Source organism: Thiohalorhabdus sp., from assembly GCF_036628635.1.
Taxonomy (GTDB): Bacteria; Pseudomonadota; Gammaproteobacteria; order Thiohalorhabdales; family Thiohalorhabdaceae; genus Thiohalorhabdus.
Window position 1 is genome coordinate 46,519 of sequence record NZ_JAZKRM010000003.1, and the last position, 11,828, is coordinate 58,346.

The 11,828-nt window shown below is 69.9% G+C and carries 11 protein-coding genes; 1 reads left to right on the forward strand and 10 read right to left on the reverse strand.

The features are described from left to right. Positions 1–85: 85 nt before the first annotated feature. On the reverse strand, positions 86–2,821 hold the full coding sequence (locus V5A19_RS01850) for a cation-transporting P-type ATPase (RefSeq protein ID WP_332317609.1): 2,736 nt from the start codon (positions 2,819–2,821) through the stop codon (positions 86–88). A 49-nt stretch (positions 2,822–2,870) separates the two neighbouring features. Between V5A19_RS01850 and V5A19_RS01855 the strand changes: the two genes are divergently transcribed. After that, positions 2,871–3,392 carry a SixA phosphatase family protein gene (locus tag V5A19_RS01855; RefSeq protein ID WP_332317610.1) on the forward strand — a complete coding sequence of 174 codons (522 nt, stop codon included), beginning with the start codon at positions 2,871–2,873 and terminating at the stop codon, positions 3,390–3,392. Here V5A19_RS01855 and V5A19_RS01860 read toward each other — a convergent pair. The 9 genes from V5A19_RS01860 to V5A19_RS01900 form a co-directional block, all read right to left on the reverse strand. Continuing rightward, on the reverse strand, positions 3,389–4,024 hold the full coding sequence (locus tag V5A19_RS01860; protein ID WP_332317611.1) for a V-type ATP synthase subunit D: 636 nt from the start codon (positions 4,022–4,024) through the stop codon (positions 3,389–3,391). The two genes, V5A19_RS01855 and V5A19_RS01860, sit on opposite strands and share 4 nt — an antisense overlap. 196 nt (positions 4,025–4,220) lie before the next feature. Beyond that, a complete protein-coding gene (locus V5A19_RS01865) occupies positions 4,221–5,618 on the reverse strand; it encodes a V-type ATP synthase subunit B (protein WP_332317612.1) in 1,398 nt (465 codons plus the stop codon). After that, a complete protein-coding gene (locus V5A19_RS01870; protein ID WP_332317613.1) occupies positions 5,608–7,368 on the reverse strand; it encodes a V-type ATP synthase subunit A in 1,761 nt (586 codons plus the stop codon). Before V5A19_RS01870 ends, V5A19_RS01865 begins: the two co-directional genes overlap by 11 nt. Beyond that, positions 7,365–8,006 carry a hypothetical protein gene (locus V5A19_RS01875; protein WP_332317614.1) on the reverse strand — a complete coding sequence of 214 codons (642 nt, stop codon included), beginning with the start codon at positions 8,004–8,006 and terminating at the stop codon, positions 7,365–7,367. Before V5A19_RS01875 ends, V5A19_RS01870 begins: the two co-directional genes overlap by 4 nt. Then, entirely contained in the window at positions 8,003–8,302 is a 300-nt protein-coding gene (locus V5A19_RS01880) for a hypothetical protein (protein WP_332317615.1), read from the reverse strand. The genes V5A19_RS01875 and V5A19_RS01880 overlap by 4 nt, the downstream gene beginning before the upstream one ends. 7 nt (positions 8,303–8,309) lie before the next feature. Beyond that, entirely contained in the window at positions 8,310–8,708 is a 399-nt protein-coding gene (locus V5A19_RS01885) for an ATP synthase subunit C (protein WP_332317616.1), read from the reverse strand. Beyond that, positions 8,641–10,548: a hypothetical protein gene (locus tag V5A19_RS01890; RefSeq protein WP_332317617.1), complete on the reverse strand. Its 1,908-nt coding sequence runs from the start codon at positions 10,546–10,548 to the stop codon at positions 8,641–8,643. The genes V5A19_RS01885 and V5A19_RS01890 overlap by 68 nt, the downstream gene beginning before the upstream one ends. Beyond that, positions 10,545–11,300, reverse strand: coding sequence for a hypothetical protein (locus tag V5A19_RS01895; protein WP_332317618.1), 756 nt, complete (start codon positions 11,298–11,300; stop codon positions 10,545–10,547). The genes V5A19_RS01890 and V5A19_RS01895 overlap by 4 nt, the downstream gene beginning before the upstream one ends. Then, positions 11,297–11,671 (reverse strand): hypothetical protein, encoded by a 375-nt coding sequence (locus V5A19_RS01900; protein ID WP_332317619.1) that lies wholly within the window; start codon positions 11,669–11,671, stop codon positions 11,297–11,299. Before V5A19_RS01900 ends, V5A19_RS01895 begins: the two co-directional genes overlap by 4 nt. Positions 11,672–11,828 lie beyond the last annotated feature (157 nt).

An 11,828-nucleotide genomic window follows, 5' to 3' on the forward strand; every position in this document is an offset into this window, starting at 1 on the left:
GGCTGCGGAGAGTGGCCTCCCTTGGAACTCAAGCCTCACCCGGATTTTGGGCGAGGGAGGGGGGCCTGGCAACTAGGCACTCGGTCTAACCCCTTTTGGGGAGGTGCCGTAAGCCTAGGGGCAGCACCGCCTTTTCCGCCTCAATCAGGATAAAGACGGTGAACGCCACCCCCACTATACGGCCCCAGGCCAGGGGGTCGAGGGCGGTGGTGCCGAACAGGTGCTGAAGAACCGGGGCATAGGTAAACAGCATCTGTAATGCGATCACCGCCGCGATCGCGTAGATGGCGTAGCGGTTGCCGAGGAAATCGGCTGGTGTGCGCAGGCGCTCGTGGATGCGGCGGGTGTTGAGCAGGTAGAAGACCTCGAAGGCCACCAGGGTGTTCACTGCCACCGTCTGCGCCAGGCCCAGGGGCGCCCCATGCATCCGCTCCCACAGGAACAGGCCGAAGGTTCCCGTGACCAGGATCAGGGACACGAAGGCGATACGGAAGGTTAGGAAACGGGAAAGGACCGGCTCCCGCGCGTCCCGCGGCAGGCGGCGCATGACCCCGGCCTCGGTGGGCTCGAAGGCCAGGGCCAGGGCCAGGGTGACGGCGGTGATCATGTTCACCCACAGGATCTGCACCGGGGTGATGGGCAGCTCCCGGCCCAGCCCGATGGCGGCCATGATGGTCAGGGCTTCGCCGCCGTTGGTGGGCAGGATGAACAGGATGGACTTCTTGATGTTGTCGTAGGTGGTGCGTCCTTCCCGGACCGCGGCCGCGATGGAGGCGAAGTTGTCGTCGCCCAGGACCATCTCCGCGGCCTCCTTGGCCACCTCGGTGCCCTTTCGGCCCATGGCGATGCCCACATTGGCCCGTTTCAGGGCGGGGGCGTCGTTGACGCCGTCGCCGGTGACCGCCACCACCCGATCCTGGTCCTGGAGGGCTTCCACCAGTTGGAGCTTGTGCCCCGGGCCGACGCGGGCGAAAACATCCGTGTCGCGGGCGGCCGCCGCCAGCTCGGCCGGGCCCATGGCATCCAGGTCCGGCCCAGTCAGGACGGAGCCGCCGTCGCCGATGCCCAGCTTGCGCCCCACGGCACGGGCGGTGGCGGCGTGGTCCCCGGTGATCATCTTGACCCGGATGCCGGCGCTGCGGCACTCGGCCACGGCGCGGATGGCGTCCTCCCGCGGCGGGTCCAGCATGCCCGCCAGCCCCAGCAGGGTCAGACCGCCCTCCACCTCGCCGAATTGGAGCTCGCGGGTCTGTGATCCCACCGGTTTGGACGCCAGGGCCAGCACCCGCTGGCCCTGGTCGGCGATGCCGTCGGCCTGACGGTGCCAGAAGGCGGGGTCCAGCGGCTCGTCCTCACCGCCACGGCGCTGGTGGCTGCACATGGCCAGGATGCGCTCGGGGGCGCCCTTGACCAGGACAAGGCCGTGCCCGGTGTGATCGTGATGGAGGGTGGCCATGAAGCGGTGCTCGGACTCGAAGGGGATGGTGTCCGTGCGCGGCAGCCGCTCCGCCTCCAGCTCCGGCTCCAGGTCCGCCTTGCGCGCCAGGGTTACCAGGGCGCCCTCGGTGGGGTCGCCTTCCAGGTGCCAGCCGTCGGCCTCGGGCTCGACGCTGGCGTCGTTGCACAGCAGCCCGGCCCGGGCCACCTCGGCCAGGGTCGGCCTGGCCCCCGGGGCCACGGGGGCGCCGTCCACGCTGAAGCCGCCGTGGGGATCGTAGCCGCTACCGCTAACCCCGAAGGTCTCCTCGGCGGTGATCACGCTGGCCACGGTCATCTCGTTGCGGGTTAGTGTCCCGGTCTTGTCGGAGCAGATCACGGATACCGAGCCCAGGGTCTCCACCGCCGGAAGCAGGCGGATGATGGCCTGACGCCGGGCCATGACCTGCACCCCTACGGCCAGGGTGATGGTGATGATGGCCGGCAGCCCCTCGGGGATGGCGGCCACCGCCAGGCCCACCGAGGCCAGGAACATCTCCGCCGGGGGGTAGCTGCGGCCCAGGGTGCCGAAGGCGAACAGCCCGGCGGCCAGGGCCACGATGGCGGCGCTCAGCCAGCGGCCGAACCGGTCCATCTGCTGAAGCAGGGGGGTCTCCAGGGTGGTTACCTCGCCGAGCATGGCGCTGATGCGCCCGATCTGGGTGGTGTCCCCGGTGGCCACCGCCACGCCGCGCCCTTGACCGGAGGTGACCAAAGTTCCCGAGAAGGCCATGGGCTTGCGGTCGCCCAGAGCGGATTCGGCGGCCACCGGGGGCGTATCCTTGGCCACGGGGAGCGACTCGCCGGTTAGGGAAGCCTCCTCCACGTGCAGGTTGCGCGCCTCGAGCAGGCGCAGGTCGGCGGGCACCTTGTCGCCCGCTTGGAGCAGCACGATGTCGCCGGGAACGAGCTCCTCGGCGGGCAGGGTGGTCGGTCGGCCGGACCGCAGAACGCTGGCCCGCGGCGACAGCAGGTCGCGGATGGCGTCCAGGGCCCGCTCGGCCTTGCCCTCCTGGATGAAGCCGATGATGGCGTTGATCACCACCACGCCCAGGATGACGCCGGTATCCACCCAGTGGGCCAGGGCCCCGGTAACTGCAGCCGCCCCCAGCAGCAGGTAGATCAGGACATTGTGGAACTGGGCCAGGAATCGGCGGATTGGCCCCCGGCGTTGGGCGGGAGTGAGGCGGTTGGGGCCGTAGCGGGCCCGCCGCTTCTGCGCGGTTTCGGTGGACAGGCCGTTGCCGTCGGCGTCCAGGGCCGCCAGGGTTGCCTCCGGCTCCCGGGCGTGCCAGGGCGGGGCCTGCGAAGGGGGCGAGCTGGTGGGTGCTTCGGTTGCGGCCATGGTGGGCTTACACTTTCGTTAATGGTTCCGTTTTCGGGGAGGAGTGCCGGTGAAACGCATCCTGCTTCTGCGCCATGCCCAATCGAGCCACGAAAACGATGGCGGAGGCGATTTCGCCCGCCGCCTGACCCCGCGCGGGGAGGGAGCGGCGCCGTTGATGGGCCGCCACATGGCCGCAGCCGGCCGGATTCCGGAGCGGGTAGTCGTCTCCGCCGCTCGCCGGGCCCGGGACACGGTGGAAGGCCTGTGGCGCGACTGGCCCACGCGGCCGCCGACCCTGGTGGAGGGCGAGCTCTATGGTGCCGCACCGGGGGAGCTGATGAGCCGTCTCCGAGGGTTGCCCGATGGTGAGGCGAGTGTCCTGCTGGTGGGCCACAACCCCGCCATCCAGCAGACCGCGCTCGACCTGGCCGGCAGCGGCGACGGCGAGGCTTATGCCGCCATGCGCGCTAAGTTCCCCACTGCCGCGCTGGCGGTGCTGGATGCCGAGGTCGAGCGCTGGACCAATCTGGGCCCGGGGTGCGCCAAACTGACCGCCTTTGTCCGTCCCCGGGACCTGGAAGGGGGTTAGCTGGCGCTGTAGCCCGGGGCGAACAGGCGGATGCGCACCGCCTCCTCCTGCTCCGCCTCTTCCAGACGCTCGCCCATGCTGCGCTCGGCCTCGCGGACTTCGGGCAGAATCACATTGTCCAGGGCGCGGGCGCGCTGCTGCGTTTTCTCGTACTCCGCAAGCAGGCGCCGCAGGTTGGCGGCCTCCGCCGCCAGCGCCGCGCCGTCGGCGGCCAGCTCGGCGAAGCGCGCGGCACAGTCGCGGGCCTCGGCTGACGGGCGCGGCGGGGCCTCGCTCCCTTCGCTCCCTTGCTGGCTTTCCAGCTGGGCGGACTCAATCAGCGACACCCCCAGGAAGTCCCGGCGGCGCCAGTGCAGCTTCACCGTTTCCAGCGGACGCGGCGGGTAGAGCTGGAGCCCTTCCAGGCCGTGGCGTCGGATGGCCATCGCCAGCGCGTCGTAAGCCGCAGCCTGCTTGTCCCGGAAGCGTTGCCGGTGCTGCTGGTAGGCCTTGATGCGCTGGAGCAGCTCCTGGGCTAGGAGCACCAGCTTCTCGTCGAGGAAGTCGTACCCCTCCTCGATAACCTCGCGATCCGCCTGGATCTCCATCAAGGTGGCGCGGGATACCGGCCGGTCGCTGTAGTCCTCGGCCATGACTTCCTCCCGAATCCGCTTTCAGCGGGAGCGGCGACCGCACAGTCGGCGAGCCCCAGGGAAGTGTTCAGTAGCCAGTGTTCAGTTTTCAGTAAAAATGGAAAACCTGCCGATGCCTTGGCCGGTACTGAACACTGAACACTGGAGACTTAATACTTGCCGCGAGCCTCCCGTCCCCTACCTGAACCGGACCGTTCTAGGCCCCCGCCCCATCCGTGCCCCCGATATGCCGCTCGATCTGCTCGTCGCTCAGGCGATTGAGCTCCTCCACCGGCAGCTGCTGCAGGACCTGCCAGCCCAGCTCCAGGTCCTCTCGCAGGCTGCGCTGGCCCTCCTGGTGCAGCACCTGCTGCTCGAAGGTATCGCCAAAGGCCAGGTATTGGCGGTCCAGCTCCGGCAGCCCCTCCTCCCCCAGGATGCCGGCCAAAGTGCGCACCTGGAGGCAGCGGGCGTAAGCCGCATAGAGCTGTTTGGCCAGGTCCGGGTGGTCGGGATCGGTGTAGCCCGAGCCGGTGCCTTCGCCCATGAGGCGGGACAGGGAGGGCAGGACTGCTACGGGGGGGTAGATGTCCTTGCGGGCCAGGTCGCGGTCGAGGACCATCTGGCCCTCGGTGATGTAGCCGGTTAAGTCCGGGATGGGATGGGTGATGTCGTCGCCGGGCATGGTCAGCAGGGGCACCTGGGTCAGGCTGCCGCCCCGGTCGCCGAGCCGGCCGGCGCGCTCGTAGATGGTGGCCAGATCCGAGTACATGTGGCCCGGGAAGCCTTTGCGGCTGGGTACCTCGCCGTGGCTGGCGGAGACTTGGCGCAGGGCCTCGCAGTAGTTGGTCATGTCGGTCATCACCACCAGCACGTGGCGCTCCTCCTCGAAGGCCATGTACTCGGCGGCGGTCAGGGCGAAGCGCGGGGTCAGCAGGCGCTGGGTGGCGGAATCGCTGGCCAGGTTCAAAAACAGGGCGGTCCGTTCCAGGGCGCCGCTGTCCTCCATGGCCTTGCGGAAGCGCTCGGCGGTGACATAGGGAACACCCATGCCCACGAAGACGATGGCGAATTCCTCGCCATCGCCGCCCTCCAGAAGCCGCGACCACTGGGCCAGCTGGATGGCCAGCCGATCGTGGGGCAGCCCGCTGCCGGAGAAGATGGGCAGCTTCTGGCCGCGCACCAGGCTGTTAAGCAGGTCGAGGGCGGTGATCCCGGTCTCGATGAACTCGCGCGGGATCTCCCGGTGCACCGGGTTGATCGGCCGCCCTTCGATGGGCAGGCGCTGGACGGCGGGGATGGGCGGTCCGCCGTCGATGACCTCGCCCACGCCGTTAAAGATGCGCCCCAGCAGCCCCGGACCGACACCGAAGCGCAATGGCTCGCCATGAAACCGCGCACGGGCGTCCGCCAGGGCCAGATTGGCGGTGGACTCCAGCATCTCGATAATCATCTGCTCCCGGTCCAGGGCGGCTATCCGCCCCAGGCGAGGCTCGCCGTCGGCCCCGATCACCTCGACCGCCTGGTTGAGGCCCACGTTGACGTTGCGGTGGAGATAGAGCAGGGGGCCTTCCAGCCGGTTGGCGGCCCCGGTTACGGAGATCTCAGCCCGCATCCTGGGCGTCCTCTTCCTGGTTGACTCGGTCGAATTCGTCGTCGACCTGGCGGGTCAGCTCGTCGAAGCGCCCCAACTCCTCCTCGCCGATCTCCAGGCCCATGCGCCGCAGCCGGCGCATGAGCGATAGGTTCTTGACGCGGTCGACCGGAACCCCGGCTTGTACCGCCTTCTGCGCCCGGTCCAGGAAGCGGTCCAGGGTCTGCATCATGGCCGCCTGGCGGGCCGGGGAGGTGTAGCGATCGACCTCGTCGAAGGCGGACTGGCGCAAAAACGCCTCGTTGACCAGCTCGGCACACAAAAGGGTGAGCTGCTGCTGCGGGGGTAGGGAGGCCTTCCCCACGATCCGGGCCATGCGCTGAAGGCGCTGCTCTTCCTCCAGCAGGCCCAGGAAGCGGCGTCGCTGGCGGTCCCATTCGGGGTGCTCCTGCTGGCGCCACCACGGGGCCAGGTCGGCGACGTCCTCCGAATAGGCCTGCAGGGGGTGGATGGCCGGGAAGAAGCGCGACCGGGCGCGGTCGCGGTCCAGGGGCCAGAAGCACCGGGTAAAGCGCTTGGTCTGGACGGTTACCGGCTCCGAGAAGTCGCCCCCCGGGGGGCTGACGGCGCCGATCAGGGTCACCGATCCGTTGTCGCCGCCCAGGGTCTCCACCGGTGCCGCGCGCTCGTAGAACTCGGCCAGGCGGCTGGCCAGGTAGGCAGGGTAGCCGCCCTCGGCGGGCAGCTCGCCCAGGCGACCGGAGATCTCCCGCAGGGCCTCGGCCCAGCGGCTGGTGGAATCGGCCATGAGGGCCACGTGCAAACCCTGGTCGCGAAAGTATTCGGCGACGGTGACTCCGGTGTAGATGCTGGCCTCACGGGCGGCAACCGGCATGTTGGAGGTGTTGGCAATGATTACCGAGCGCTCCAGTAGGGGGCGCCCAGTGCGCGGATCCTCCAGCTGAGGGAATTCGTGCAGGACCTCGGACATCTCGTTGCCGCGCTCCCCACAACCGACGTAGACGATGACGTCGGCCTCGCACCACTTGGCCAGGCTCTGCTGCAGCACGGTCTTGCCGGTGCCGAAGCCGCCGGGCATGGCGGCGGTGCCGCCGCGGGCCACCGGGAAAAGGGCGTCGAACAGGCGCTGGCCGGTGATCAAGGGCCGTTCGAGCTCCGTCCGCCGGCCGATGGGGCGGGGCTTCCTTACCGGCCAGGTATGGCTCATGGCCACCGCATGCTCCCGTCCCTGGTTGTCGCGGAGCCGGAGCACCGTGGCGTCCTCCCGGTGGGTCCCGGGCGCCGCCACGGCGATCACCTCGCCGCTCGCCTCCGGGGGCACCAGGCAGTCCTGGGTCCGCCCTTCCTCTGGGTCGATGCGGCCGAAGGCCGCCCCCGGCGAAACCTGATCCTCCGCGGTCACCAGGGGCTCGAAGGGGAATTCGCCGGGCTGGGCGGAGTAGATCCCGGGCTGCACGAAATCCGAGTCCGTCCCGGACAGGGGGCGAAGCAATCCGTCGAAGATGCGGCCCAGGATGCCGGGGCCAAGCTGGACCGCGAGCGGGGTTCCGGTGCCGGAGACCGGGTCGCCGGGGCGCAGGTTTGTGGTGTCCTCATAGACCTGGACCGTGACCTCGTCGCCGTGGGCGCTGAGCACTTCGCCCAGCAGCTCGTCCCGCCCGATCCGCACCGATTCGTTGATTGCGAATGGGCCTTGGGCCTGGGCATGCAGGACCGGGCCGCGGATGTGGCTGATGGCCGCCTCGCTCACCCGGGCTCCCTTTTGTTCCGGTGGTGCTGGATGCTGGCCAGGAGCCAGGAGCGGACCCGCTCGCGATCCACCATAAGTCCCGCCGGCGTGGCGTCCATCTCGGTTTCCCCGCAGCGGATGCGAATCCCCGCGCTAAGGCCCGACGACGGCTCGGTCTCCAGGGTAACCTGGTCCGGATCGACCATGGCGGTGAGATCGGAGGCCAGATCCTCAGGGTCCTGGGAAGAGGGGTGGGTCAGGGTCCAGGTCCCCGGAGGCAGGAAGTGCCGGGCCTGCTCCAGGGCGCCGCGGACCCATTCCTCCCGGCCCTGGGGGTTGGACCAGCGCTTATGGAGGGCCTCTTCCAGCCTATTCCAGGCCTTTTCCAGGCTGTTGCTGATGCGCTGGTGACGGCGCTGCCGCACATGGGTGGCCTGCTCGGCCTCCACCGAGCGCAGGCGCCGGCGCACGCGCTGGCGCTCGGTCTCGACCGTCCGGTGGAGACGCTGCCGGGCGCGGCTGTAGGCCTCCTGGCGAATGGCGTCGGCCTCGTCACGGGCGGCCTGGAGGATCTCCCGGCAGCGCTCCTCGCGGTCGCGCTCCACCCGCGCCAGAAGCGTCTGGAGGGGGTCCGTTTCTTCTTCCGGTGGAGGGCTCATCCGGCGACTCCGACGCGGCTGCGGATGCGGGCGGCCAGGTCGGGAACGGCGACGCGGCCGCCGGCGTCCTCGACCAGGTGCACGGGGGGATGGGCCTGGCCCAGGATCCGGTCCAGGGCGTCGGGCGCCACTTGCTGGGCGTATTCGGCGGTGAGCAGGACCAGGGGCGGGAAATGGGTGCCGGCCTGCTCCAGGGCCTGCTGAGCGTCCTGGGGGGACGGGGTCCGGATTTCCAGTCCCGCCAGCCGGTAGCCGGCCGCGGTCACCTCGTCGCCGATGAACAGGGGCCGTTCCATGCCCGAATCAGCCCAGCTGGTTGAGGATCAGGATGGCGATGATCAGGCCGTAGATGGCAATGCCCTCCGCCAGGCCTACCAGCACCAGGACCCGGCCCATGAGCTCCGGCTTCTCGGCCAGGGCTCCCACCGCGGCGCTGCCCACCTGGGCGACGGCATAAGCCGCACCCAGGGCCGAAAGCCCGGTTGCCAGGGCCGCGGCCATGAACCCCCATTTCATGGCCTCCGGGTCTATCCCGGCGCCGGCGGCAGCCTCCTGGGCTACCGCCTTGCCTAGCAGGAGCAGGGTGGTGCCCCCCAGCGCCAGGAGCCCGGCCAGGGCGGTGGGGACAAGGGCCTTAGCCGGCAGCCCCCGGGGTCGAAGCGCTGATCCCGTTTGGTCCTGCGCGCGTCTCCATAGCGGCATGATTCTCTCCTTGGCCTTCAACGAGGGCACGAGCGGCCGGTGGGCTAATGGGCTCGAAACGGCGACCGCCGCCGTGCAGGAAACGGACGAAGAACTCGAACAGGACCAGGCGGGTAGTCTGAACGGACACCACCAGGCCCTCGAGGGCGATGATCACGGCGTTGCCCAGGGCCAGCACCAGTCCCCCCATCAAGCCGAAGCCGGCAGCCGAGGCAAGGGTGGTGACCGCCTGGGAAAGGCCGGCGTGGGCCAGGGAGAAGGCCCCCACCCGGGCAAAGGAAAGGGTGTTGACCAGCAGCCTAAGGCCGCGCTCGGCCAGCTCGCCGAAGGCGGACGCCGGGGCCAGCCAGCCCTGGTCCCGGCGGGCCCAGTTGGCCCCGGCCAAAAACCAGCCCAGGCCCAACAGGGCCAGCCACAGGCCCGCGGTCGCCCAGAAGGTGGCCAGAATCCCAATGTACATAGCCACCAGACCGGCGTCGACGGCCAGCCAGTTGCGGAAGCGCCCCAGCCAGGCCTCCTGGAGGCCCTCCAGGCCCATGCTGAACAGCAGGAGACCGGCACCGAAGGCGATGGGCACCGCCAGCACCACAAGCGGATGGGTCATGGGATGGACCCACAGGGCCGGAAGGAGGTGCTCCAGGGAGAAGACGCTGCCGAACAGGCCACCGAAGACGGCAGCCGCCGCCCCGCCCGGAATGAGCAGCCGTAGCGGCGGCACACGATGGCGCAGCAGCCAGCCGGCTGCCATGAGCACTAGGCCCTGGCCCACATCGCCGAACATGTAACCGAACATCAGGGGGACAACCAGAGCCAGCGCCATGCTGGGATCCGCCTCGTTGCGCCCGGGGGTTCCGATGAGCCGGGCAAACAGCTCGAAGGGCCGGGCCCACTTGGGGTTGTGGAGCAGGAGGGGGGCCTCCTTGTCCGGCGGCGGTTTCGGGAAGTCGATCAGGGCCGGATAGTCCGACAGGGCCGGGGGCAGGGTGGTGCCCTGCCAGTCGTCGGTCCAGCCTGTAACCCAGGCGAAATGCTGGCTCATGGGCACGTTTGGCATCCGCTCCACCAGCCATTCCAGCCGGCGGACCTCGCCCAGGGCCTGGGATACCCCGTGCTCGCGGCTGAGATCGGCAATGGCCTGCTGGTGAGAGCGCTCCCGCTCGTCGAGCTCGGCGATCCGGTCGGTGAGGGTGGCCAGGGCCACGCCGGGGGTCCCGGACAGCCAGGCGGGGATGTCGATGGCGCGGGCCCGGCGCCCGCCGAGGCGTTCCCGGAGGGTCTCGATGGTGGCAGGTTCGCCCAGGAGGAGGAGGTAGCGATGGCGCGAGGTGGCCACGGTCTGTACCAGCACATCCCGTGCCATGGCAGGCACCTCGGCGTCGGCGGGTAGCACCAGAAGGGTACCGGCCAGGCTGGGCCCGGCCCGGGCCACCCGCTCGAGGTCCAGGGCCGAGCCTTCCTCCAGGCTCTCCAGGAAGCTTTGCAGGAGCCGGAATTCCTCGCGGTCTCGGCGGATCCCTTCGGTGGCATTCACATGGCGATCCGCGGCCTCGGCCCAGGCGGACAGGGTGGCCAGGGCCCGGTCCAGGGTGGCCGCAACCGATTCCGGCTCGGTCTCGGTGACGAATTCGGGCTCGGGCCAATAATTCTCGTAGCGCTCCGCCACCCGGCGGTATTCCGCCATCCGCTCACGCAGGTCCGGGAGTGCGACGGCAGGGGCCCCCACCCCCGGGCTCTCCAGCTCCACGGATCCAGTCCGCGCCAGCCTCTCCACCGCCTGCGGGATGAGCTCGGGAAGGGTGAGCACCTCGAACCAGCGGGCCGAGCTGGTGCGCAGGCTCATGCAGCGCGCACCGGGAGCAGGCGGCGCACCAGCAGCTCACCGCGTAGGCGCTGGAGATCCAGGGCGACCAGGCCCAGGTAGGCGTAGGCAGCGGCCGGCTCCTGGCTGTGCTGGCGCAGGCTCCGGCGCAGGATCCGCGCCAGATGGGCATCGGCGTTTGGGGATCCGGCGGCGACGGCCTGCCGATAGTCCTCCAGGGCGCTCGCCAGTCCCTCCACCTCGGTGCGAAAGCGCCTGGGCCGGCTCGGAAGCAGGGTGTGCCAGTGGCGGAGCGCGCGCTGCCACAGGCTATCCCCGGCGGGGCGGTCGTCTTTGAAGAGGGGCGTGGCCGCCCCCTGGGTCAGTGCCCGCAGCGGGGACGTTCCCGAATGTTGCATGGCTGTTCCGGTGAGCGGCAGATCCGTCATCCAGTCGGGCATCGGTCTGTCTTCGGCCAGATGGCTCAGGGCGGGCAGCTCGCTGGCCACTGCCAGCCAGCGCAGGGCCGGCCGCCAGGGCCCAGGCTGCCATGCCGCCACCTCTTGGACATGGCGGCGCCAGGCGCCGGATAGTGCCCGTTCCACCTCGTGGGGGCCAGCGGCGTTGCCGATGTGGCGGACGAAGCGCTCCAGCCCGGTGTCGCGGGCGATTTGCAGGTAATGGCCGAAATCGCCGACGCCCTCGAGGCGCTGCCAGTCCTCGGCCCCCGGCCGCTGGCCGTGGCGAACCAGGAGGCGGGCGCCGGCGTAGGCGAAAAGCGGCGCCTGGCTCAAGCCGAGCCGGCTTTCTCAGCGGCCCGGTCGCTTTCCGGTCGGGTCAGCTGCTCTGCCACCTCGCGGCCCGCCTGGTTCAGAGTTTCTTCGTCTGCCCACGGGGCCTCCGCCCCCGGTTCCCGATCGGCCTGGGACCGCTCCTCGGCTAGCCGGTCTTCCAGGACCTGGGCGCAGCGGTTCTGGACCCATTCGATGCGCCGATCGGCTCGGTCCTCGATGGCCTCGGCATCGGCCCGAGCGCGCTCCCGGATCGCTTCCGCCTGAGCCTCACAGCCCTCGATGGCCTCGCGTGCCCGCTCCTCGGCCTCCAGCGCCTGCTGCATGGCCTCGCTGGCTGGGTCGGGGGAGCGATAGGCACGCTGGTTGGCCATGGTTGGGCCCATCTGTTGTGGGAGACACTAGGGTCAGTTTGTCAGAAGCTGGTGGAGGGCCCAAGTCCCACCCATGGTTGGGGATCGGCCGTTTCCCGGAACCTTCGAAAGGACGGAGGCGGTTCACCGGAGCCTCGGCTTCCGTCCCGCGAGGTGC

Coding starts and splice junctions, on each gene's coding strand:
- V5A19_RS01850 (WP_332317609.1), bottom strand. CDS start 2,821: ATGGCCGCAACCGAAGCACCCACCAGCTCGCCCCCTTCGCAGGCCCCG.
- V5A19_RS01860 (WP_332317611.1), bottom strand. CDS start 4,024: ATGGCCGAGGACTACAGCGACCGGCCGGTATCCCGCGCCACCTTGATG.
- V5A19_RS01865 (WP_332317612.1), bottom strand. CDS start 5,618: ATGCGGGCTGAGATCTCCGTAACCGGGGCCGCCAACCGGCTGGAAGGC.
- V5A19_RS01875 (WP_332317614.1), bottom strand. CDS start 8,006: ATGAGCCCTCCACCGGAAGAAGAAACGGACCCCCTCCAGACGCTTCTG.
- V5A19_RS01880 (WP_332317615.1), bottom strand. CDS start 8,302: ATGGAACGGCCCCTGTTCATCGGCGACGAGGTGACCGCGGCCGGCTAC.
- V5A19_RS01885 (WP_332317616.1), bottom strand. CDS start 8,708: ATGCCGCTATGGAGACGCGCGCAGGACCAAACGGGATCAGCGCTTCGA.
- V5A19_RS01890 (WP_332317617.1), bottom strand. CDS start 10,548: ATGAGCCTGCGCACCAGCTCGGCCCGCTGGTTCGAGGTGCTCACCCTT.
- V5A19_RS01900 (WP_332317619.1), bottom strand. CDS start 11,671: ATGGCCAACCAGCGTGCCTATCGCTCCCCCGACCCAGCCAGCGAGGCC.